Origin of the sequence: Asticcacaulis tiandongensis, from assembly GCF_006475605.1 — a bacterium.
In the GTDB taxonomy this organism is placed as follows: Bacteria; Pseudomonadota; Alphaproteobacteria; order Caulobacterales; family Caulobacteraceae; genus Asticcacaulis; species Asticcacaulis tiandongensis.
Window position 1 is genome coordinate 1,146,631 of the sequence record NZ_SSBC01000010.1, and the last position, 23,337, is coordinate 1,169,967.

The window sequence follows — 23,337 nt, forward strand, 5'->3', positions numbered from 1 at the left end:
ATCCCGCAATCCAATAGGGATGCAGCTTGCCAATTTATAGTTAACAAACCCTAATCAGGGCATATGTCCGGCGCATTTTGCCTAAGGCTTCGGAGCGGCTGCCTCAGGTTTCGGCGCAGCCGGTTTGGCGGACTCAGTCTTTAGCGGTGCCTTGGCCTTGTCACGGAAACGCTTGCCCGGTTCATCCACCAGATCCGCCGCCGCCAGCTTCAAGCCACGGGGATTATTCGCCGCCTTCAGCACGTCGCCGCCATAGCCCAGCACGTCTTTGGCGCGTTGAAGCTGGAAGTCACCTTCCTTAGTGTCATAATCATCGGGCGGCACTTCGGAGACCACATGCGGATCGCGGCGCTTCTTGCCTTCGTCAGCATCAAGCGCATTGCGATAATCGGCCTCAGAGAAGCTGAAGGCGCGGTTAGCGAGGATTTTCGCCTGATCGCGGGACTGTGCCACCTCAAGATCAGGCTCGATACCCGTCTTCTGGATCGAACGGCCTGAAGGCGTGTAATAACGCGCAATGGTCAGCTTGACCGCGCGGTTATCCCCCAGATTGACCACGCTCTGCACCGACCCCTTACCGAAGGTCGTCAGGCCAACGATCGAGGCGCGCTTGTGATCCTGCAGGGCACCGGCGACGATTTCCGCCGCCGAGGCCGAACCGGGATTGGTCAGGACGACAATCGGCTTGCCATCCATGATGTCGCCTTTTTTGGCCTGATAGCGCACGATATCCGACGCCTTACGTCCGCGCTGTGAGACCACCTCGCCGCCCTCAAGGAACAGGTCGGCAATGCCCACTGACTGATCGAGCAGACCGCCCGGATTATTCCTGAGATCAAGGATCAGGCCCTTCATCGCCGGATTTTCCGCCTTAAGCTGGGTCAGGGCCTCAGTCGCTTCACGCGTGGTGTTTTCATTGAAATTGGAAATACGCAGGTAACCGAAATCACCTTCCATGCGCACGCGTACGGACTTGATATTGATGATTTCCCGCGTCAGGGTGACCTCGAACGGCTCATCGACGCCTTCACGCACAATGGTCAGGGTCAGGTCGGTCCTAGGGGCACCCTTCATCTGGGAAACCGCCTCATTGAGGCGCAAGCCCAGAATGCTGGTGCCGTTGATCGCTGTAATATAATCGCCGGACTCAAGCCCCGCCCGCATGGCCGGTGTGTCATCCATGGGGGTGACGACCTTGACGGCCCCGTCTTCGGACGTCACCTCAAGCCCGATACCGCCATAGGCCCCCTTGGTCTTTTCCTGAAGATCGGCATAATCTTCTGCTGGCAAATAGCCTGAATGCGGGTCCAGTGAGGACAACATGCCCTGAAGGGCCGATTCGATCAGCTTCTTGTCATCGACCTCGACGACATAGTTCTGCTTGACCAGCGCCAGAACATCCCCAAAAAGTTCCAGCATCTCATAGGTGTCGGATTTAGGCGAAAAAGCCGGCTGGCTGGCATAGGAGACCGCGCCTGCGCTCAAAGCCAGAATAGCAATGCCACTCAACAGATAGTTCTTCATCTAAATCCTCAAAACCGGAGCCCCCGCTCCGTTACCTGTATGCCCGAAACACCGGACACTTTGACCGACCATACTACAGTCTGCAATGAGGCGTAAACAGGGCAGAAAGCCCCGTTATCAATTACAATTTTGACAGATCAAAACCCGTAGCCGGATTAACCGGCCGGTCGGATTTACGCAGCTCAAAATAGAAGGATTGCGGCTTTTCGCTTAGGTTGGGCAATCGCCCCAAAGGTTCATTGGCCCCGACGGTTTTTCCGGCCTCGACATAGACCCGGCCTATGCCTGTCATAATCACGCGGTAATCGCCGCCGACATGGACAATAATCACCTGACCATAGCCCTCAAGCGGCCCGGCATATTCCACTTCGCCTTCCGCCGGTGAACGCACCTGTGCGCCCGCCGCCGCCTTAAGACGCACGCCTCGAATGACACGCCCGTCCACGGTTTCGCCATAGCCTGCCAGCTTTTCGCCCACGACCGGCACCACCAGATTTAAGGACTTGCTCTTTTGCGTCCCGAGCAAGCCTTTCAGCGGCGTCTGGCCACGCAGCACGCGCGCGCGCGCCTCAAGTTCCAGATTACGCACCTCAAAGGCATCGGCTTCACTCAAAAGCTGATCCTCAAGCCGCCCGCGTTCAGCCAGAAGCGCCTCAAGCTGCGCCTGCTGTTCAGCGACATCGCTTTCGGAAATAAACAGCGCCTCGCTTTGCAGGACCGCTTCGCGCCTTACCGCCAGCAGGTTACGGTTCTGCTCAGACAGGGCATCGGCGCTTTTTTTAAGCTCCGGCGTCACTTCCTTGAGGATGATCGCCGCCAGCACGGCATCATTGGCCTTACGCGAAGACACAAAAATAGTCGGGGGCGGATTACGTGAATAGACCTGCAGGGCGCTCAGGAGACGCGCCTGCTTGTTACGCATGGTCCCCAGACGTCGCGTCAGATCAGCCTCATGGGCATTGAGCGTCTCAAGACGCGCCCGATAAACCGCTGCCCGTTTTTCAGACGCACCCTGCTTTTGGCCGATATTGATAATCTCACGACGCAGGCCTTCCATCTCGCGGGCGATTTGTCGGGCAGAGCGGCGCTTCTGTTCGCTCTTGCGTTCGTTGGCGCGTAACTCCGCCTGAATGGTATTCAGTTCGGCTTGCGCCTGTTTGCTTAAGACCGCCTGCCCCTGCGCACCGGACACGCACAATCCCATGAGGCACAGGGCCACCACAGGCTTGAGACGTGACAGGAATCGGGCGCGGCGCATGATTAAAATTACCCGTTTATGGTTAAGGCTTGATTAGAAAACGCTTCGTATCAATCCCGATGATAGGGCGATCCGGCCAGTATGGTTACCGCCCTATACATCTGCTCAGCCAGCATCAATCGCACCAGCGCATGCGGCCAGGTCTGCGGCCCGAAGGCCAGCGAAAACCGCGCTGATCTGACCAGTTCCGGATCAAGCCCGTCTGCCCCACCAATCAGCAGGGCCAGCTTACGCTCACCGGAATCCTTAAGCTTATCAAACCGCTGCGCGATCTGACGCGAGGTCAGAAGGTCGCCGCGTTCGTCACAGGTGATCAGGCATACGCCTTCACCCAGTGCGGCCACGATTGCCTCGGCTTCACGGGCCTTGTTGAGCGCCACATCCTGCGATCGGGCGGTTTTCTTAGGCTCGATCTCAAGTAACTCCGCCCCACCAAAACCCAAAGGCCGTCCCGCTTGCGCGGCACGGCCCAGATAGTCTCGGGTCAGATTATTTTCAGGCGTATTGCCGAGTTTTCCAACCGCCGCCAGAACCAGTTTCATGGATCAGGCCAGCCCTTTATTCAGGGCGGGAATCGAGCAGGTGACCCGAACGTTCGCCGGTGGGCGATACAGACCAGATCTTCTCAATATTATAGAAGGTGCGCACTTCGGGACGGAAGATATGGACAACCACATCACCGACATCGATCAGCACCCAGTCGCAGGCCGGAAGACCTTCGATACGGGCCTTACCGAAACCGCTTTCTTTCAACGCGCGCAGCACGTGGTCAGCCAATGCCCCTACGTGACGATGGGAACGACCCGAAGCGATGATCAGGGTGTCTGCGACCGAGCTTTTGCCGCGCAGATCGATACATACGATGTCTTGCGCCTTATCATCCTCAAGGCGATTGAGAATCAGGGTCTCAACGGCCAGACCGTCCTCAGTGACGGTGGAACTCTGGTCAATATCGGCCGCCGGAGGTTCGGCGGAAGGTGAAGTCGGCGCGTCTTGCGCTAGCTGACGGGGCAGAGGAGTAGCTCCTTGAGATTACAAACTGTTGTTGACCTTAGCACAATCATCGACAGGGGTCATCCTTTGACTGCCAATATGCCAAAGTTTTTACTTTTGCGCGGTCTTTTGCGCCCGTATCGCTGTTGACGATGTCTTATTCAGCGGTGCCGTCAGATATATCCAGGCCGGTGCCTCAAGGTGCGGCAATAGCCGCGCCTGCCGTTCGGCCCGCCTTTTCACCCTAAGATAGGCGGCGGCTGGTGACCTCAGGCTTTTCATCGATTGCCCCGGCCGCGCAACAACGGCAATGGGCATAAGCGCGGCAAGCTCTTTCCAGTCCCGCCAGCGATGAAATTGCGCCAGACTGTCGGCCCCCATGATCCAGACAAAGTGCACCGCCGGAAACCGCATTTTTAACGCTCGCAGGGTTTCGACCGTATAGGCCGTACCGATGCGTGTCTCAAAATCGGAAACCACATCCCCCACACCTGCCAAAGGTGCAACCGAAGCTATGCGCGCCTCAAGCGGAGTCATATCGGCCTTTGATTTCAGCGGGTTCTGCGGCGACACCAGCCAGATTACCCGATCCAGCCCCAATCTTTGGCGGGCCGTATTGACCACATGGGCATGCCCCTCATGCGCCGGATTGAATGAGCCGCCAAACAGGCCGACCACCTGAGCGGCCCCGAGATGGAAGCCTGCCCTAAGTACGCTTTTCCGCTTGGCAGCCCTAGTCATCCCCCCCTAGTCATCCCAAGGGCTGTAGCTGCTTTCGGCAGGGGTTTCCGCCTGCTTCTCGGCGCTTTTTTGTTCGTTGATCACCCCGAGCGTGGCGAACAACAGATCGCGAACACCTTCGTGGGTGACACCGGAAATCAGGTGCGGCGTCTGTTTTGAAACTTTTTTAATCGCCTTGACCAAGGCCTTACGCTGATCGGCATCAAGCGAATCCGCCTTGTTGATGGCGACAATTTCCTGACGATCCGCCAGACCATCATCATAGGCCGCCAGTTCCTTGCGGATAATTTTATAGGCCTCAACAGGGTCTTCCTGCGTACCGTCAATCAGGTGGATCAGCACCTTGGTACGCTCGACATGGCCCAGAAACCGCGTTCCCAGACCTGCCCCTTCAGACGCCCCTTCGATCAGGCCCGGAATATCGGCAATAACAAACCGCTGCTCGACCCCAAGGTCAATCACCCCGAGATTAGGCGTCAGGGTGGTGAACGGATAATCGGCAATCTTGGGCTTTGCCGCCGATGAGGCCGCGAGGAAGGTCGATTTACCGGCATTGGGCAAGCCCACCAGACCAGCATCGGCGATCAGTTTCAGGCGCAGCCACAGCCAGCGCTCCTCGCCATCCTGTCCGGGCAAGGCAAATTTCGGGGCCTGATTGATCGGCCCCTTGAAGCGCGTATTGCCCCAGCCGCCGTTGCCCCCCTTAGCCAGAAGCAGTTTCTGGCCAACCGTATCCATGTCAGCCACCAGCGTCTCGTGATCTTCTTCAAACACCTGCGTACCCACCGGCACCTTAAGTATAAGGTCCTCGGCATTGGCCCCGTGCATCTGACGGCCCTGTCCGTGTTCGCCGGTATTGGCTTTGAAATGCTGCTGATAACGGTAATCGATCAGGGTATTCAGCCCCTCAACCGCTTCGATCCATACGCTGCCGCCCTTGCCGCCGTCGCCACCGTCCGGCCCGCCGTTCGGGATGAACTTCTCCCGCCGGAACGACACGGACCCCGCGCCTCCGTTACCGGAGCGAATATAGATTTTACACTGGTCGAGAAATTTCATTGTAACTTACTAGCAGAGATAAGGCGGCTGACAGGAGTATCAGCCGCCTTTGTGAACTAAGTCCGCCCTAAGATCAAATCTTTGCGGATTTCTTATGCTCAGAATGAGGATATTTGCGCCTCAGATCAGAGTAAGCGGATCATATGCAACACTTCGTGGTCACCGGACGCAGCATCAGACTCAGTTGTCCGGCGTCCGGTGTAAAGGAAACCGGCCTTTACCAGTACGCGCGACGCCGCCTCATTATCAGCGACATGCGCAGCGTGCAGGATGCGGTGTCCACCGTAACGGGCAATCTGCGCCACCAGCGCCTTCACGGCTTCGGTGCCATAGCCCATACCCTGAAACTCAGGCGCAATTGAAACGCCAAGGGTCGGGCCAAACATATGCAGATTACCCTGCCCCGTTGCATAACGGGCCAGACTGACAACGCCGATCAGACGATCATCTTCAGTGCGTACACCATAGATGGGCATTTTGGCACTTGAGTGCAGACGCGCACGCTCAATATAGGCGGCGGCTTCGGACTCACTAAGCGGCATCAGGCGCTTATCGGAAAACACCTGCATGAGATCATAGAGGTCACCTGCACGCAGGCTCTTGAGCGACAGACGATCCGTCTTCACTTCGTTGGCCATCACCTGACCGCTCAGATGATCGGTTGCGGGGCGCATTAAGGTCTCTATGGTCGGGGCAATCATTGGCTTATTCCCGTTGTCTTCGTTAAGGTTAAGTTCCCGCCGCAGCGGAAGGCTTGAAAACCAGTTTTATCGGGTCGCTGAGGTTATTTTGTGCGGGGCAATGTGTCAGAGCCCGCATAAAAAGACAGCCACCTGTCGGGCATCAGGCATAAAGAGCCTGTAAAACCCGAAACATTTCGCCGGATATCAGAAACTGATTTTTCCGGCACAAAGCCCGACTTACTGGTCCCGACTTACTGGTAACGAACGGGGATGAGGTTAAACCGATTATCCGTCTGAGCGCCTTGACCGGCCCAACTCAGTTGAGTTGAAAAACGAAAAGGGAGCCCGGATAACAAAATCCGGACTCCCCGTTCATTGGTTTCGTCCAGATCGGCCTATAGTATAAGCGCGATCTGTGACAATTCTCAGATAGCGCTTATTCGGCGGCTTCAGCCACCGGAATGATCGACACATAGGTACGGTTGTCACGCTTGGTCGTGAACTTCACCGCGCCGTGCGCCGTCGCAAAAAGGGTGTGATCGCGGCCGAGGCCTACATTGTCACCCGGAAAGAACTTCGTGCCACGCTGGCGAACAATGATGTTGCCGGAAAGGACGTTTTCGCCGCCGTAGCGCTTCACGCCAAGACGCTTGGATTCTGAATCGCGACCGTTACGTGACGAGCCGCCTGACTTTTTATGTGCCATGATATAACTCCTTAGGCTCGCTGATTACGCTTCTTCAGACGCGGCTTCGGCCTTTTTCTTAGGCGCAGCACGCTTCTTTGGGGCGGGGGCTTCTTCGGCAACCGGTGCTTCAACCGCTTCGGCCAGACCGCGCGGCGCAAGGCCACGGGCGCGGGCATCAAGCTCAGCCTTGGTCACCAGTGAAACGGTGCCTTCCCAGGCCGCCGACTTACCTGCACCATTGATAGCGGTGATGCGGATAGCCGATTCCGGCTGACGGTGACCATTGGTACGACGATAGCCCTGACGACGGATCTTCTTGAAGATCTTTACCTTCTTGCCCTTACGGGTTTCGATGAGCGTGCCTTCGACCACACCACCGTCAACGACAGGCGTGCCAACGACTGCACCGGCTTCATCACCGATGAGCAGGACTTCTTCAAAACGAACCTTTGCGCCGGCTTCGCCTTCGATCTTCTCGACCACCAGCAGGTCGCCGGCGGATACGCGGTATTGCTTACCGCCAGTTTTAATTACCGCATACATCGGTTCAGTGCCTTTTTGTTTTCAGCATCGCGAACCCGAACGGCAGGTTATCACCTAAGGTTCACGCAAATAAGAACATTACCCGCAAGACATTTGCCTTCGGGAGAGAGGGGCGCTTTATATAGTTTTTGCACCTTGAGTCAATGCCTGTTTCAGCCACTTTGGGCCTGTTTCCGACACTTTACGCATTGGGCTGTCGAAAATTTCAGCCCCTGCCCGATCAATGCCCCACTGTTTCCTTGATTTCATCCGTCAAAGGCTTAACTAAGGCGCAAATCTCTGTATTTGACAGCCGAAAGCGTAATCTCATGGCCGACACCGCCCCCGTCTCGCAAAAAACCCCTGTAACGGTTCTGACCGGCTACCTGGGCGCTGGCAAGACCACGCTTCTGAACCGTATCCTGAGTGAGAACCACGGTCAGAAATACGCCGTCATCGTCAATGAATTCGGTGAAATCGGCATTGATAACGACCTGATTGTCGGCGCGGACGAAGAAGTGTTCGAAATGAATAACGGCTGCGTCTGCTGCACGGTGCGCGGCGACTTGATCCGCATCCTGTCGAACCTACTGAAGCGCAAGGGCCGCTTCGATGCGATTATTGTGGAAACCACCGGCCTTGCCGATCCCGGCCCCGTCGCCCAGACCTTTTTTGTGGATGAGGATGTGAAGGCCAAGACCTATCTTGATTCGGTGACGGCTCTGGTCGATGCCAAACACTTCGATCAGGCGCTGGCCGCCGATCGTGTCGTCAAGGAACAGATCGCCTTTGCCGACCATATCATCCTCAACAAGACCGATCTGGTCGATGGTGATACGCTCAATCAGATCGAAGCCCGCCTCAAGGGCCTGAACCCGCTGGCCTCCATTCAACGTGCCGAGCGTTCAGGCGTCGATATCCAAAGTCTGCTTAATCAGCACCGCTTCGATCTTGAGAAAATGGACTCAGTGGCCAATCACCACGATCACGGCCCCGATTGCGCAGATGATTGCGGCCACGATCATGCGCATGATCACTATCATCATGATCACGGGCATGACCACGACCACGTCCATGACGAGCACTGTGGCCATGACCACAGCCATGATCACCACAATCATGACCACATCAACCCGATCCACGACACCGAGATCACCAGCGTTTCCTTCAGCACCGACAAACCGATCAATGGCGTGGCCTTCACCCGCTGGCTCGACAAACTGCTGGCGGAAAAGGGGCAGGACATCCTGCGCGCCAAAGGCATCCTCAATATCAAGGACGAAGACCGCCGACTGGTGTTTCAGGCCGTGCACATGATCCTTGAAGGCGACCTGCAAAAGCCTTGGGGCGAAAATGAACCGCGCCTCAGCCGGGCGGTGTTCATTGGCCGTCACCTTGACGAAGCCGCCCTGCGCACCGGCTTCAACGCCTGCATCGAGAAATAATTCCTCCGGGGTGAGAGCCTGACACCAAACAATCGCTTAAGCAGATCGCAAGACAGCTTACGACGCCCGATTTGACAAAACGCTGATATGGTGGCGCAAATCTTGCTATGTCACAGAAACTTCCCGTGGCCGTATACCTCTCAGGTGCGCACGGGAAGCATCTGTTTCTAAGACTGGCGGGATATTATGGTTGGCGCTCCGGCGATCGAAAACTCAGGACAACGGTTTGCCTTTCTGGATGCCCTTAGGGGCGGGGCCGCCCTTTTGGTTATTACGGCTCATTCTCTGGAGCACAGCAAATTCACTGAATTGTGGAACGGGTTGTTCAGTTGGATAAGCTATGGCGCATTCGGGGTCGCCGGGGTCGCGGTTTTCTTTTTTGTCAGCGGCTATATCATACCTATAAGCCTTGAAAAACGTGGCGACATAAAGCTGTTTTTCATAAGCCGTGCCCTTAGAATTTATCCTCTGTATATTTTTATATATTTCCTGACGATACTGGCTTCGGGGCAGATAAATTTCCTTTTTTCTCCGGACTTCTTACCCAATCTGACGGCACATCTCCTGTTTGTTCAGGAATATGTGAAACAGCAAAATTATGTTGGCGGTTCGTGGACCCTCTCTCTCGAAGCTATATGGTATATTGGTTTTGCGTTTCTCTTCTTTACGAAGCTTAATCGGAACAACATCTTTATAATCGTGTCTGTTACAGGTGTCTGCCTCATTGCTCAGGCCCTGTCCCTCTTTGTAACGCCACTCCCTCTCGGACGTCTCAGCATGCTGGTTGCGTGCGTTACCGGCATGTTTTTCTATCGTTACAGCGCTGGGCAAATGGACCTTCGTCAATTCACTTTTTTTGTATCGACTTTACTGCTTACCATATTGGCAAATCTTACCGTACGCACCTTCGCCGAAAGCGATAACCCATCCATGCTGAACGACCTGATTGCCTGGGTTATTGCAACAACGATATTTATTTTTGTTTTTGCCAATCGTCACAGCAGATTCTGGAACGCAGCATTTCTTCGGTGGCTTGGCGAAGTCAGCTATTCCTTATATTTGCTCCATAGCGTTATAATCATCCTTCTGTTGCGCCTGACCCCGCTAACGGGATTATGGTTCATACTCACCGTGTTTATCACTACAATTCCGCTTGCCTTGCTGACCTTCAAATATATAGAAACCCCTCCGATCAAGCTTGGCCGATCGCTTGCAAATACCAGACGTCAGCCGCAAAACCAGAATATCTAACCCGCTTTATGGGCCTCACGGCCATTTTCAGATAGTTACATGCCCTTTGCTTTTGAAAAAAACTACGGCGATTACATCGTCGCCGCCCTGTTCGACTCTGCCGATGAGCCTGTGGTGGCCATTGCCGACGGGCGCGTGGCGTTCCCTGATGCAGGCGCTGAATTTGCCGCACATCCCGACGCAGGCATCTTGAGCGCCGCCATTCACCCGTCAGGCGTCGGCCTGATTACCGGCGGTGATGACGGGCGCATCGTCTGGACGACCAAAGAGGCTGGCCCGGTCGAAATCTCCGCCCACAAAGGCGCATGGCTTGACGTGCTGGCCGTCAGCGAAGCCTCGAACCTTGTGGCCGCCGGATCAGGCAAGACGGTTTACCTGCATGATCTGGTGAAAAAAGACGCCCCAAAAGTTTTGGAGCATCCCTCCTCCGTCTCAGGCCTAACCTTCGATTCCAAGGGCCGCAAGCTTTACGCATCCTCATACGGCGGGGCTTATGTGTGGTTTGCCCGTCTGGCGCAGCAGAAGCCAAGCCTTCTGAAATGGGCTGGCTCACACACCAACATCGCCATTAGCCCCGACGATAAATTCCTGATCACTGCCATGCAGGACAATGCGCTGCACGGCTGGCGGTTGGCGGACTCCAAAGACATGCGCATGGGCGGCTATCCGTCCAAGATCAAGTCGCTCGACTTCTTCGCCAAGGGCAAGCTGCTGGCAACCTCAGGGGCAAATGGCGCGGTCGTCTGGCCGTTCCTCAAGGCCAATGGCCCGATGGGCGAAAACGCCTCTGAAATCGCTGCGGACGAATCAAGCCTTGTTACCGTGGTCTCAGGCGCTTCCGAGGACACCATCCTCTCCGCCGGACTTGATGATGGGCGCGTGTGGCTGGCGGAGCTGAAATCCACCGCTCAGGAATGGATCAAGCGCGAAAAAGGTGCCGCCATCAGCGCCTTGGCCATGTCGGGCGAAGCCAACCGCATCCTTATTGGCGACGAGGACGGTTCGGTCTATATCTACGAAGCATAATCTATTTCGCGTTTGGGGACATCATGGCGGCCACAGCTAAAAAACGTTTCAGGCCCTTTCGCCTGTTGCTGCAAATCTGTGTCGGCCTGTTTATCTTCAGCATAGTTTCGGTGGCCGTGCACCGCTTCGTGCCGGTGCCGTTTACCTTCCTGATGTTCCAGCGGGCGTTCGAAGGCCACGGCATCGACCACCGCTGGGTGCCGATGGAGAAAATATCCGATCATCTTAAGGTCGCGGTCATCGCTGCCGAAGACGCCAAATTCTGCTCCCATCAGGGTTTTGATCTGGACGCCATCGAAAAGGCCCAGAAAAACAATGCCCGTGGCCGCAAGGTACGCGGTGGCTCGACCATCTCGCAGCAGACAGCGAAAAATGCCTTCCTCTGGCCGCAGCGCTCGTGGGTGCGTAAAGGCGTCGAAGCCTACTATACCGGCCTGATTGAGCTGATGTGGCCCAAGGAACGCATCCTTGAGGTCTATCTCAACAGCATTGAATGGGGCCCGGGCATCTATGGGGCAGAATCGGCCTCCCGCCACTGGTTCGGCAAAAGCGCCTCGGAACTGAGCCGTTCCGAAGCGTCGCGTCTGGCGGCCATCCTCCCCAGCCCACTGAAATGGAAAGCCGCCAACTCAGGCCGTTATGTCAAACGCCGCTCCAATGCCATTGTCGCCAATTCGCGTGTCGTGAAAAACGGCAGCCTTGCGGAATGTGTGCTCAATTAATTTTATACTTTAATTTTATACCGGCCCACCTATCCGACCGAGCCTGCCATATCGAGAATTTAGACGCGTCCCCCTTATGATTGCTCAAGGATCAAAAAGGAGACAGACTATGTCAGTTCTTGAACGCATGGACACGGCCATCAACACCACCCTGTCCGAAGGCGCTGAGATTATCGAGCTTGAACTCACGCCTGAGGATTATGCCGAACTGATGAAGTTCGCTGCAGATATGCCCGCTGAAAGCCTTGAAGGTTTACAGCTTGATCTTCAGGCCCAGACCTATCGCGGCTTTAGCTTCGAGGTGCTGCACGGCACACCGGTGAGCGGCATTCTCACCGAAGAGGGCGCGGACCGCCTGCCCTATAATAACGAAACCGACGGTCATATTACCTCAGAGCGTCAGGACAACTGAGCCCATCCTCACGCCAGCACAAACGGGCGTCTTGCCGCCTTTCCTTCAAGGGCGGCCACCATGGCTAAAGGTATGTGCGTGCCTTACAATGGATGGGGCCCTTCACGCCCGCTGCGGCACAGAAAACCAAGCAACAACAGTTTTACAATCTGCACCGAATAGCGGAGGCACTTTGGTGACGTTCACTATCAAGGCAAAAGGACTTGCGGCAACGATTTGAGCATCATTGTGGCTAAATGATACTGGCGTTTTCGAATACATGTCTGACGCCTGCGCTATTGGGTGATCGCTGAACCGAACCCAGCGCCTCGGCGTTGCACTTCTCGAAACGCTGTTGGCGTGTCTCCAAACTGCGTCTTAAAAGCACGATTAAACGGGCCGATAGACCCAAAGCCACAATCGAGCGCAATCGTCAGCACCGGCAGATGATCAAAATCGCGGTCTGCCAACTGGCTCGCGGCCTGATTGATGCGAAAGTGATTGATCATGTGATTGAAGTTACGAAAGCCCAGCGCGCCGGTAATGCACTGCGTCACCTTATATTCCGCTTCGTTCACATGCCGCGCGAGATCTGCGACCTTCAAGTTCGGAGTCGTGTAAAATCTGTCGTCGCTAATCAGATTTAGAATGCGCGCCGCCAGAAGCTCATCGTCATGTGTCGCCGCTCGTCGCTTTACAGGTTCAGACAGCGGTGCATGACTACGGTAATAGATCGCGATACTGGCTCCTAACATCGCCAAAAACGCGCAGCTAACCTTAACCGCGTTGCTCCATTCTGCGGTTACACTGCCTTCCGGAGCACCGCTGGCCCACAACACTGCGACTGCCGTAAGCGTCGCATATCCCGTCAGGAAACTCACACGGAACCCGCGTTCGGCCTGTGGCATATTATTGCGAATGTCCCGCAGCGGCTCGCTCAGCGCAAGCAAAAGCACGGTCGAGCCGGTTAGTCCCTGAATATTAATAACCATATGTGTCAGCGGCTCCATTGAGGGCCCCGCTAATTGTACAAATCCACCTGCCAACACCAGGATCAGGACTGTGGCCAACGGCCACGGCGAAGCTCTGACGGCCTTAGGGCGAAACAATGCGCGTGCCATAAGCCAGGACCATCCGCAGGTCGCATTGGCAGCCACAGCGATGAGCCCAGAGACCACGCCGAAACCATCACCGATCAACCGGCCCAAACAAAAAAAGCCAATCGCTCCTATAAACAGCGCTCCGTAAACATGCATGTCTTCGATCTTGCGACCACGTTTGACCAGCAGCGTCACGGTCACTGCGATAACCGCAAATATCGGCGGAAACACATACATCTTGTTCATTATGATCTGGCCCCACTCGCGAAACACGCTTCATCTTACACCATTGCGCTTGGTGAAGGGATAGAGGGCAACAATGAAAATATATCGCCGATTTCCAAATCGGCGAGACGGGCTCGTACCGTAAGATAAATCGTCGCCCTTTTCGCGGCCATCGTCGCGTGGCTTGAGGGAGACATAGCCTTAAAATGACACAACAAACGACACCCGCCGGCGGAACCTTACTGCAACGCTCAGGCTTGATCTGGTACCTTACGGCCGCTGCGGGCCAACTGGCCTTCATTTGGATGATTATCGCCCATTACGGCCGCAAAACAATGAGCGGCAACTATCAGGGCTGGAACGACAAGCCGATCATCAAGGGTTATGTCGAAGGCGACGAAGCCGGAAATCTTCTATTCATCGTCCACGTACTTCTGGCGGCAGTCATTACGCTTGGCGGCCTGCTTCAGCTCATTCCTGTCATTCGCAGACGGTTGCCCTGGTTACATCGCTGGAACGGCCGCACCTTCATAGTGATTGCTTATATTCTGGCGATAGGCGGACTCTGGATGACCTGGATGCGCCCAACCTATCTGTCGATAATTTCCGCAGTTGCCGTCTCCGTTGACGGCGTGCTGATCCTGATCTTCGCTACCTTAACTTGGCGTCTTGCCATAAAGCGTCAGATAGAGGCGCATCGAAAATGGGCCATGCGCACCTTCATGGTCGTAAATGGCGTATGGTTCCTGCGTATAGGCATTATGGGCTGGGTACTGATCAGCCAAGGTGGCGCGGGCTTAACGAAGGACATGTCCGGTCCCCTCGACATCCTGCTGCAATTTGGCGCGTTTCTCATTCCGCTCAGCGTACTCGAACTCTACTTCCTGGCCCAGCGTAGTCAGCACAGGCTTACGAAACGGCTGGTCAGTGTGCTGGTACTCTTCTGGACGGCCTTCATGGCTCTCGGCATTGGCGGCGCTGTTGCGTTCATGTGGGGCCCTTACATGTAGCTTCAGGCCGACCGCAGCCTCAGGCAGCGCTTATTGCTGTCTGAGGAAGAATGAAGCCTGAAGCAAAAGAGCGACATGCACATCCGCCAAAGGTGCCGCGATATTCGCGAAACACCGCTTATTCTGAGCCGCCATCCCGTTAAGCCAATATGCAGCTTTGAAAGATTTTCAGGATTGTCCGGGAATCGACACGTCTTATCCGGAAAAACGACCCATCCCATCCGGAATGGACAATGACTGTGCGGACTCAATAAACCGCGCGCCCCAACATACTGAACTGTTTAGGTTTTGCAACGTGCGCCAGCTTGGTGCATCCGGTGCTTACCGCTAATCTGTCGAAAACATATAACTTTTGCGGATAAGAAAGGCAAAACGGAAACGGGAACACGCAAGCAATTGAAACAATAGATTTTATTCCCGCAAGTCGAAACTCTTATTGCAGTTCCTTCGATGACAGAGAACACGCATAATCAGGTCGCTATTAGTGCCAGAGAGAACCAAGAAGGCATTAGCGCCCTCGGTTCACTACGTCCTGAGATCGCGAGAAATGAGACCAGAAGCGCTCTTGAACCATCGGCCAATTATCTGGCTCAATCGCGGTTTCGGCTTGATAAAAATCGTCTCATTCGCAACCCAAACATAGGCTTTCTGTCCTTCACGGAGTTGAAGCTGTGTCACTATTTCATCCGGGATGGTCCACAAAAGGTCACCGTTATCAAGACGTTGCCATTCAACATTCCAGCCGGATTTTGTTATGTCTTCTTTTTCCATTTTCATTTCCTCTTGGATTGATTTCGCGCATATCCCATGCGCGGGTTGCCTTCTTTAGACCGCTCGACGCACTCCTGGACACTCCTCCTCTTCTATTTCAGGACCGAATTGGGGCATGCGTTTGACCGGTTTGGTTGTCGTCGTCACGTGCGTCAAATATCTGTTTGCAGGCAGGAAGACTTCGACATCCTCACGCCGCCACAAGTCATGGTCTTTGGATGGTTTCTTAAGGTCACGTTCCTGAGCCCAGCGCGCCGATTGCTTTGCAGTGTTCCCGATCCTCGCCGCGATCTCCCATGCCCCGATATAATCCACACCCGCCTGCACCACAGTATCCGTGGCAATCCGCACCCGATTAAAGGAGGCGTACTCCAGAATTCCACACCTCAAAAGCTGGAAAAGGTTTTTAGGCAACAGGTTGAGATACTCTTGCACTTCTTCCTGCATCATATAGGGCCGCGTGAAGGGTAGTTGATACCAAGGGACATCGCCCTTTACGACAGAGCCTGTAAGCCTCATAGGAACTGAGAGATTTTCAGCAACTAACGGCCCAGAAGGGTTTACGATCCCAAGCTCAAGTTGATTATTGAAGGTCAGCGCGGTCTTAACGACGGTTGCTAAGGGTTTATGTGTAGCACCAATGACCGGATACAGCTTGCTCAAAGGAATTCTCTCATCCTCCGCCAGAAGATTGGGGATTTGGGTTCGAATCCTCCGCACTAAGGCTTCAAACGGATCACGTTCGACATATTCACGACAATATAGGTGCGGTATGGCCTGACTTGGGTGCCACTCCAGCAAGCCTGCATCTACAAACTGCTCCAGATGATATGCTTTCCACCCCGTGGCTTGACTGACTTCCACACTTGAAACCCTGTCAGCGATTGAGGCTTTGAGCCTCTCAAACTCAATTCGCCGGACGTAGGTGATACGCTTAAAGTCGCCGGGTTGAGTTTCGCTACTAAGCAGCCCTGCATCGACCAATGCTTTTATCTTGCTCTTATCCGGCAACCCCATGTCAGCAGCCATTTCTTTCAAGGTGAGCAGGCCATGTTTCTTTCGGGCGGTAGAGATAGCGGAGATATGCCGGGGAGCATCAGGTTTAAGCGCCTTCGCAATACCGACAGCCGCTTCCTGTGCGGCCACGGTTCCGATCTGTCGGGCATAGCGCTTCACCTCCCCCAGAAATTTGCTGGCCCGAAACCTGGACTCGCTCCGCATAACCTCGTGCAGAGCATCCGGGGCACCTATGATGAGGCGAGCCCCTTCTAAAAACTCCGCAAGCGTTGAGGCATAGTCGTATCGATTCCTGAACTCACGCACGTCCCCATTCAGATATCTTGCTGCACGTCCAAAGATTATGACGAGTTGAAGTAAAACCGCTCTATCGAAATGTCTAAATAAGGGGGGTAAGGTAAGCTCAGCTTGTTTTTTCTGAACCTCATCACCGAAGACATAATCCATGATTGGTTTCGCCAGTTGCCGCTCGTCATCCTCCATTGTCACCGGCTCGGCCAGAGTAAGATTGTATCCGCAGTCGTCACAGTAGCTCGGCCCTCGAGATACCGGCCATTCCAGGGCATGTAGACAACTGGGACAGCGATCCCGGAGCACTTCAAATGACGTCGGGCAGATCGGCAGCAAATCGATTTGCCAGGCGTAATGGCAGGCTTTGGCTGTGCGGAGATGCATCACCCCATAACGCCGTCTGATGGTCTGGAAATGAAATTCCTTAAGATGCAGGTGGCGAACACATATATCTCCGCCTTCAAGTATCATCGGCACCAGGGTCTGGATTTCGGCCTTTGACAAGCCCGTCGCCCGCTTGAATGCCGCTATGTCTTCAATAAATTCAGTCCCTTGTTTTGCACTTAAGGGCGCAAGACCAATCTCCGCGTGCAGCTCCTTCTTCATTCGGATAAGATTGCGTGAGGCCAGGCGCAGTAGGTAGGAACCGAAACCTTCATTCTGTTCGGGCTTGAGTCTAAGCAGCATGACGGCACCTATCGATCATAAGAAAATGGGTTGGTTTTGATAAGTTTCTGGGCGATGAGCCAGTCTTCCACGCCAAGAGCCAGGTCAATCTCCGCGATCATGCTGGCACCGCGGCGTGTAGCGTTCACGGCCGCCTTCTTCAGAAGATCAATGATGTAGCCAAGGCCGCCCCCCGTCGCCGCGATGATTTTCGAGAGGGTCTCAGGATCGGCAAGATGAGATCTTTGCTGCACGATCCCGAGCGCGAGCATTTGGCCCTCATAGTGTGTAAGCGCCTGATTGAGGAAAATAATATCCTGTGCTGACTGGGTAAGCAGTGGAATCTGGCAATCCTCGGCCAGCCGTCGGCGGACATCCCGTCGTGTCAGGAGGAGCCGTGAATCTTCCGTTCCGCTTAAGACAATACTCAGCAGGCGGTCACTCTGAGCGGTCTTAATCCAGTTCGCCATCGCAGTGTTTTCGGCATTGACGAAATTTGCGTTGGCGATTTCATCTATAATCAGCACCAGCGTTTTATTCGCCCGAATGACGTCGGCGAGCATATTTTCGAGCTGAGCCTGCCGCTCGCCGGGCCTGGGCTTCCATCGATCGGCACCAATCTCCGTGAGAAGGCGATTTAGAAAGGCACCTGTTCCGCGAGCGGTCTTGAAGCTGAAATAGACAACCTTTTCGCATCCGGCACGCCTGTTAGTCATCTCTGCGAACCTCGCGAGCGGGTATGATTTACCCGCGCCTTCAGGACCAAATACTGTAAGGCCGGGCCGGATATCATCAGAATCCAACTCACTAAGTTTTATAAGATAGTCCAGTTTGCTGGCGAGTTCGAGTTGAGGACGGTAGTTGATATGAACTGAACGTAAAGCCTTGCGCACTTTTGCGGCGCGCAGGTTGGCATCGGGCGACATATCTCGCCCAAAGTGATCATAAAACTTCATCTTAGAAATCCGAAAAATTGGGCAATTCGTGGAATGCATCATGGCCGGCAACTAAACCCTTGGGCTTATCCTTTGCCGGTGCCTGCGGCAGGTGCGGTGATGCAGCAATTGGTGCCTTGGACAGGCTTCTCCGCTTTCGGACGGTTTTCCCGGGAGGCATGAGCGCGCCATCCTCTCTCTCAGACGCGAAGTTTGTCGCAACGACATGAGTGGAAGCATTATCGGATCGATCTTTAGCTGCAATATCAGCCGCCAATTTTGCGGCCTGTTTATTTCGCAATTGGGATCGCCGTTTCACGGGATTATTCGCCGACGCGATCAGTTCCGCATGTCTGGCCGTGATGTTTGTCTGAGGATACAAATCATCGGCGTGTGCCTTACGCGCTTTCCGCGTTATCTTATGCAAAAACAAAGACCGTCCGGAAGCGTATTCAAACTCTTTAGCTTTAAGTGTTACGAAGCGCTTCGAATGCGGGCAGTAAACCTGGATCTGCCCCATATCCATAGGATCGCTCACGACCCGAACGCGGAACGACCCTCGTTCTCCCTGAACCTGCCGGAATTCAGCCAGAATACTGTCAATCTCGGCACCTGATCCATAATGAAGGTGCTCCACGCGCACGCCTTTTCGGCTCAATGATCGCATCCTCGATATGCCTGCAATCCGCTGAAGCTCTGAAAGATCACAGAACGCACGCATCGGATGCATCAGGATATGTTCGTGCCACACCATAGCAGGTGGCGCACCTTCCAGTCGCTCCTTGGCCGTAAGATTATGAATTGAAATGAATTTCTGCAGCACATCACTAAAGCTAGGCAAATCGAGTGTGGCCGATTTCACCGAGTCATAGTCTCCCAGCTTTTCAGACACATCTCTAAATGCCACACCCTTCAGCCGATGGATGACTTTGTGATTTAACGTACCAAAGGACACTTCAACTAACGGCTTATCCGTTGGCGTTCGAACGCGGGCAAACGAGACCTCAACCCCCATATCGTTCAGGGCTGTCGTAAAGCTCCCCGATATAAACTCGGATCCCCTATCAGCTATTATACGCGCAGGAATGCCGTAAATGCTCTTAAGCGCCGGATAAGCGTCACCCAAATACACATCCGCCGATGGGGTAAAAGCCGCTTTGATGGCCTGGAATACAGACGCCCTGCCAGGTGGCGTAAATCCGACCACCAAGGCAAGAAATGCGCCTGAGGCGGTATCAACAATGGACGTAATGTACGGCCGACCAATGACAAATTTCCGCTCTGGGTGTATCAGGAAGATGTCTGCAACCGTGTGATCAATCTGGTAAGCTTCACCGGGGGCGAATACGAGCCCCGATTTTCCGACACCCTTAAGATTGCGGTTAAAATGCTGAGAGCCGTACTTTTTTCGCAAATGTGCTGCGTCAAGGAACCCATCAAAATGGGCGTAGAAGGTCGACTTGGAGCATGGTTTCACAAGGTTGATGGTGTTCTGGCTGGCTCGCCCCCGGTTCTCCTCTTCGATTTTTAGACAAAAATACCCCCACGCCGCGATCTTGTTGCTTTCTTTCGTTTCGACGTACCAGGTTACAGCTTGTCTGATAAACTCCTGCAAGTCCGCAGAAAGTTTCGGCTTGCGCGGAACCCGGCCTCTCATAGACATGAAGTCTCGGATAGACCTCTCACCATATGCGGTATGAGACTTCAAAGCCTTAACAACCTGCCGGTCAGAGGGCATGCCGTTCAGCTTGCTGACCAACTCTGGATTCGCATGACAGACCTGCACCGTGATTGTCTGGCGCATCCCTTTTGATAGGCGTCCGATTTTTTCCAGATGTTCGTCTAACTTGAGCACAATCTTCTGCAAAAGAAGGGCACCGGGTTGCCTTTCAGCGATTTCTTCAAGGCTCTCACCGCAAGGGATAGATACGGCCCGATTCAGTGAGAAAAGGCAGTAAAACCGCCCTGCCGCCATCATTTCTGTCAGCCACTCGGTGGTAACGGCACCGTCTACGCCCCCGGTGAGTGGGCGGCCAGTATTGGGGTCGATAAAAAAATGCAGATTGCCATTCAGGGGCTTGATGTATTCGACCTCCACCCCATCGTAAACGTAGAGTCCTCCCCTTCGCAGCTTAGGCACTGCCACACTGGTCAAAGCGTCGTTGAGAGGGTTAGTTGCCTTACTAATAAGAGGCTTAAGCATAGCTCCCTCCTATCGTCTTGCGGACAATCGTCGAGGCCGTAAGGCGGCGGCTAATGTCGCAATAGACATGCTTTCGGGCAATCAGGGATAGGAGTTGCGCACGTCCCGTTGGCGATGTTCCTAAGGCTGTCAGCAACTGCCCAAGTGTTTTATTGTTACCCTCCAGAAGCAAATTACAGGTCGCAAGGGTTCGGGGCTCTATCCGGACAAAGCGGTGGGACACTAAGCTCTGTATGTTGTGCGCCAGAACATTCTTTCCGATTAATTTGTTTGTTGTCGCTACGATGAACTCGATACCGAGCCCCTCCAGGATTTCACGAACGATGTTCAGCTTTTCCAGATAAGCTGGACGCCGAATGCTTTCGAGACTGGACTTCACCTCCACAGCCTGGATGTTTCCTGACCTCGTAAGACGCAGAACATCCAAGGTGTAGCGTCGCATCTTTTCGTCGTAAATAAACTCGACGGCCACGCATTGGGTGCGAATATCCACCACCCCAGGGTCGATATCAGAGGTGTAAAGAAACCATCTTTCCGGATCAGACTCGGCTTGAAGGGCAATACCCGACGTTACCAAAGGCATATAGCTGACACGATTAATGTGAGCAGAGGCCCTTACAGCCCTTACACCAAGAGGAGATAAATTGATCGATACCTTTGCGCTGGGACGCGACACAAAGATTTCCTTCTCAATTTTGCCTTGTTCGGGAAGATCCAGCGCCTTGCTAAGCGTCGGTGTCCAGTTCAGGTGCTTTGAAGACCCGATCCACCATGATGGATAGGCCGTATGATTGTAATTTTGGGTCAAAACGGGTGACCCCGTCGTTGGTGGGTATTGGATAATATCCATAGCTCAATGCTCCTCCACCAAACCGGTGGGATGCGGGACGCCAAACGCCATAGGCTGCAGCAATTGGCGCTACAGGAGATGCCACTTGGTTTTTGAAAGATGGGAGAGCGCGCACAGAATCGCATGGGCGCAACAGGCCCATTGACAATCTGATCAAATACCTTGATGATTTAGGTGCTAAGTAAAATATCAAGGGCGCTCGACTTCGGTAGGGCGCTCTTTATTTATGGTGACATGGCCGAAACTCCATTTGGTTCGACGGCTTAAAATATGCCGATCAGCTAGGCCGACGGGGGCTCGTTACTCACATGATCCGCCGCACCCCGATCAAGCCAAATTTGCTCAGGCGAAAATCCAATTGCCGATGACAACATGTTTTCGATTCGAGCAGATCGGGTTATTCCTTTTGAAACTGAATAGACGAGGGATGTACTCACACCCGCCTGACGTGCGATCGAAGAAAAATTCGTTCCACGTCTTCGCAGGCATTCCTTAACCCAATCGTGAGTCGTAAGGCGAACTTTCAACAACATAACTTGACTTGATTCCCAATCAACTGAGCCATATATAGTTCAAGTCTATTCATCTTTTACGCAGAGTCAAATTTTATGAATAAGGATGTCACGGCAGCTAAAAAAAGGTATTCAAGAGAGGATGTTAGCCGCCGTTTAATTAGCGTCCGGCATCGTATCTCTGGTACGAGTCAGATAGCATTCGCACTTGCACTCGACGTTCCACGTCGAACAATCCAGAACTACGAACAAGGTAGATCTGATATTTCTGCAGAGTTCCTCATCAGACTGTTTGATCGTTTCGGGGTCGATCCTCTATGGTTGCTCCTAGGCGAAGGCGACACCTCGCTGAGCGGTCATCACAGTTCTTCTCTAGATATGTTTGCTAAAGTAACAGCCGCCGTCACTCGGGCTATTCAAAACAGACAACTGCAAGTCTCGCCCGAAAAGACAGCCGCTCTGGTCGCAGCCGTCTATAAGAAAGTTCGTATCGCCCAAAGTTCCAACATCCAAGCAGAAGCCGATGAGTTTGTAGAGTTGGCGTCATGACGGAGAGGGACAATGATAACCTGGTGGACGCATCCAGTTTTTTCGAACGAAAGGTCGACCAGGCAATAATTGCTGAGGCCATCGAGTATACGCTTGAAGAGCAAAAAATGGGCTTCAGTATGGACGATAAAACAGCAAAAATGGTGGAAGACAAGATTGATAAGATTATTGGCACCTGGCCCAGGCTTCCGATTTTTACATTGATATCACTCTGGTCGGTCTTTGCAGCGTGTCTCAATCGGTATCCGCAGACTATCCTCGACTGGTGCCTGTTAGCTCTTCTCTGCATGTCCTCGGTCGCATTTCTCTTAGACGTCAAATATTGGCGAAAGGAGATCAACCTTACAAAGGAAGCTAAACTCCTCATGCAGCAACGGGCGAGAAATTAGGAAACACGCTTTATCATGGCCAGAAATTCTTCAAAGCTCCTTTTCGATCCCGCTGGGATGATGAGAAGCTTTGATAAGCTTATACGATCTTCCTCAACTCGGTCTATGAACTCTTTCCGGAGTTGAAGCACAGTTGATACGTCATTCTGCGTGGTCGCGCGCGTCTCTTTTGGCCTTATCACCCGTCTCATTTTAACACTTTCGGATCAAGGACCGCTCCAGATTAGAATTATCTTATTATAATTCCAAAAAGCGCTCCGTGCTATAGGATGAATAGTTGAGTTTGATGCGAACATCCTTATGCGGATCCCACGCACCGTGAAACATGACTTTAGCATACTCGTCTGTAAAGGCATTTGATCGACCTCTATTAGCCTTCGCACCAAGAAAACGCGGTTTTGCGAACATCTTCGCGCCCATGGTTAAGAACTAAAAACTGGCCTCCGTACTGCGTGTCAAATCAAACAAATAGCGCTGCCCGTTCAATCGCTTGCCAGTTGATTCCCGACCTGCTTA

General features: G+C 53.7%; 24 protein-coding genes. 8 read left to right on the forward strand and 16 right to left on the reverse strand.

Annotation, left to right across the window (positions count from 1 at the left end; translation table 11 throughout):
* Positions 1-81: 81 nt before the first annotated feature.
* The 9 genes from E5201_RS09645 to rplU all read right to left on the reverse strand — a co-directional run bounded on the left by E5201_RS09645 (position 82) and on the right by rplU (position 7,489).
* Entirely contained in the window at positions 82-1,524 is a 1,443-nt protein-coding gene (locus tag E5201_RS09645; RefSeq protein ID WP_140985814.1) for a S41 family peptidase, read from the reverse strand.
* Positions 1,525-1,645: 121 nt separating this feature from the next.
* A complete protein-coding gene (locus tag E5201_RS09650; protein ID WP_140985815.1) occupies positions 1,646-2,782 on the reverse strand; it encodes a murein hydrolase activator EnvC family protein in 1,137 nt (378 codons plus the stop codon).
* A 50-nt stretch (positions 2,783-2,832) separates the two neighbouring features.
* Complete coding sequence (gene rlmH, locus E5201_RS09655; protein WP_140985816.1) at positions 2,833-3,324, reverse strand: 23S rRNA (pseudouridine(1915)-N(3))-methyltransferase RlmH; 492 nt, start codon at positions 3,322-3,324, stop codon at positions 2,833-2,835.
* Positions 3,325-3,340: 16 nt separating this feature from the next.
* A complete protein-coding gene (rsfS, locus tag E5201_RS09660) occupies positions 3,341-3,733 on the reverse strand; it encodes a ribosome silencing factor (protein WP_181404604.1) in 393 nt (130 codons plus the stop codon).
* Between the two features lie 153 nt (positions 3,734-3,886).
* Complete coding sequence (locus E5201_RS09665) at positions 3,887-4,516, reverse strand: nicotinate-nucleotide adenylyltransferase (RefSeq protein ID WP_140985818.1); 630 nt, start codon at positions 4,514-4,516, stop codon at positions 3,887-3,889.
* A 6-nt stretch (positions 4,517-4,522) separates the two neighbouring features.
* Positions 4,523-5,575: a GTPase ObgE gene (gene obgE, locus E5201_RS09670; RefSeq protein ID WP_140985819.1), complete on the reverse strand. Its 1,053-nt coding sequence runs from the start codon at positions 5,573-5,575 to the stop codon at positions 4,523-4,525.
* Between the two features lie 125 nt (positions 5,576-5,700).
* Positions 5,701-6,276 carry a GNAT family N-acetyltransferase gene (locus E5201_RS09675; protein WP_140985820.1) on the reverse strand — a complete coding sequence of 192 codons (576 nt, stop codon included), beginning with the start codon at positions 6,274-6,276 and terminating at the stop codon, positions 5,701-5,703.
* 418 nt (positions 6,277-6,694) lie between these two features.
* The gene (gene rpmA / locus E5201_RS09680) at positions 6,695-6,964 is read right to left on the reverse strand and encodes a 50S ribosomal protein L27 (protein WP_140985821.1); all 270 of its coding nucleotides are present in this window, start codon (positions 6,962-6,964) and stop codon (positions 6,695-6,697) included.
* A 24-nt stretch (positions 6,965-6,988) separates the two neighbouring features.
* Entirely contained in the window at positions 6,989-7,489 is a 501-nt protein-coding gene (gene rplU, locus E5201_RS09685) for a 50S ribosomal protein L21 (RefSeq protein WP_140985822.1), read from the reverse strand.
* Positions 7,490-7,797: 308 nt separating this feature from the next.
* Here rplU and E5201_RS09690 point away from each other — a divergent pair, with 308 nt between their 5' ends.
* From E5201_RS09690 to E5201_RS09710, 5 genes are all read left to right on the forward strand, one after another.
* Positions 7,798-8,913, forward strand: a complete 1,116-nt coding sequence (locus tag E5201_RS09690; RefSeq protein WP_140985823.1) for a CobW family GTP-binding protein — start codon at positions 7,798-7,800, stop codon at positions 8,911-8,913.
* A gap of 186 nt (positions 8,914-9,099) precedes the next feature.
* Entirely contained in the window at positions 9,100-10,164 is a 1,065-nt protein-coding gene (locus E5201_RS09695) for an acyltransferase family protein (protein WP_140985824.1), read from the forward strand.
* A 39-nt stretch (positions 10,165-10,203) separates the two neighbouring features.
* Positions 10,204-11,190, forward strand: coding sequence for a WD40 repeat domain-containing protein (locus E5201_RS09700; protein ID WP_140985825.1), 987 nt, complete (start codon positions 10,204-10,206; stop codon positions 11,188-11,190).
* 23 nt (positions 11,191-11,213) lie between these two features.
* Complete coding sequence (gene mtgA, locus E5201_RS09705; protein WP_140985826.1) at positions 11,214-11,912, forward strand: monofunctional biosynthetic peptidoglycan transglycosylase; 699 nt, start codon at positions 11,214-11,216, stop codon at positions 11,910-11,912.
* 109 nt (positions 11,913-12,021) lie between these two features.
* Positions 12,022-12,324 (forward strand): hypothetical protein, encoded by a 303-nt coding sequence (locus E5201_RS09710; protein WP_140985827.1) that lies wholly within the window; start codon positions 12,022-12,024, stop codon positions 12,322-12,324.
* A gap of 275 nt (positions 12,325-12,599) precedes the next feature.
* Here E5201_RS09710 and E5201_RS09715 read toward each other — a convergent pair whose 3' ends face one another.
* A complete protein-coding gene (locus E5201_RS09715) occupies positions 12,600-13,649 on the reverse strand; it encodes a helix-turn-helix domain-containing protein (RefSeq protein WP_246050546.1) in 1,050 nt (349 codons plus the stop codon).
* A gap of 185 nt (positions 13,650-13,834) precedes the next feature.
* Here E5201_RS09715 and E5201_RS09720 point away from each other — a divergent pair, with 185 nt between their 5' ends.
* Complete coding sequence (locus E5201_RS09720; RefSeq protein ID WP_140985828.1) at positions 13,835-14,638, forward strand: DUF2306 domain-containing protein; 804 nt, start codon at positions 13,835-13,837, stop codon at positions 14,636-14,638.
* Between the two features lie 525 nt (positions 14,639-15,163).
* On the opposite strand, the gene E5201_RS09725 is transcribed toward E5201_RS09720, so the two are convergent.
* From E5201_RS09725 to E5201_RS15125, 6 genes are all read right to left on the reverse strand, one after another.
* The gene (locus E5201_RS09725) at positions 15,164-15,409 is read right to left on the reverse strand and encodes an AbrB/MazE/SpoVT family DNA-binding domain-containing protein (RefSeq protein WP_140985829.1); all 246 of its coding nucleotides are present in this window, start codon (positions 15,407-15,409) and stop codon (positions 15,164-15,166) included.
* A 54-nt stretch (positions 15,410-15,463) separates the two neighbouring features.
* A complete protein-coding gene (locus E5201_RS09730; protein WP_140985830.1) occupies positions 15,464-17,404 on the reverse strand; it encodes a hypothetical protein in 1,941 nt (646 codons plus the stop codon).
* Between the two features lie 8 nt (positions 17,405-17,412).
* On the reverse strand, positions 17,413-18,339 hold the full coding sequence (locus E5201_RS09735) for an ATP-binding protein (RefSeq protein WP_181404586.1): 927 nt from the start codon (positions 18,337-18,339) through the stop codon (positions 17,413-17,415).
* Between the two features lies 1 nt (position 18,340).
* Entirely contained in the window at positions 18,341-20,521 is a 2,181-nt protein-coding gene (locus tag E5201_RS09740) for a DDE-type integrase/transposase/recombinase (RefSeq protein ID WP_140985832.1), read from the reverse strand.
* Positions 20,514-21,371: a TnsA endonuclease N-terminal domain-containing protein gene (locus E5201_RS09745; RefSeq protein WP_140985833.1), complete on the reverse strand. Its 858-nt coding sequence runs from the start codon at positions 21,369-21,371 to the stop codon at positions 20,514-20,516. The genes E5201_RS09740 and E5201_RS09745 overlap by 8 nt, the downstream gene beginning before the upstream one ends.
* 281 nt (positions 21,372-21,652) lie before the next feature.
* Positions 21,653-21,904 (reverse strand): helix-turn-helix domain-containing protein, encoded by a 252-nt coding sequence (locus E5201_RS15125; RefSeq protein ID WP_140985834.1) that lies wholly within the window; start codon positions 21,902-21,904, stop codon positions 21,653-21,655.
* Positions 21,905-21,979: 75 nt separating this feature from the next.
* Between E5201_RS15125 and E5201_RS09755 the strand changes: the two genes are divergently transcribed.
* Positions 21,980-22,432 carry a helix-turn-helix domain-containing protein gene (locus E5201_RS09755; protein ID WP_140985835.1) on the forward strand — a complete coding sequence of 151 codons (453 nt, stop codon included), beginning with the start codon at positions 21,980-21,982 and terminating at the stop codon, positions 22,430-22,432.
* Positions 22,429-22,821, forward strand: a complete 393-nt coding sequence (locus tag E5201_RS09760) for a hypothetical protein (RefSeq protein WP_140985836.1) — start codon at positions 22,429-22,431, stop codon at positions 22,819-22,821. Before E5201_RS09755 ends, E5201_RS09760 begins: the two co-directional genes overlap by 4 nt.
* Positions 22,822-23,337: the final 516 nt, after the last annotated feature.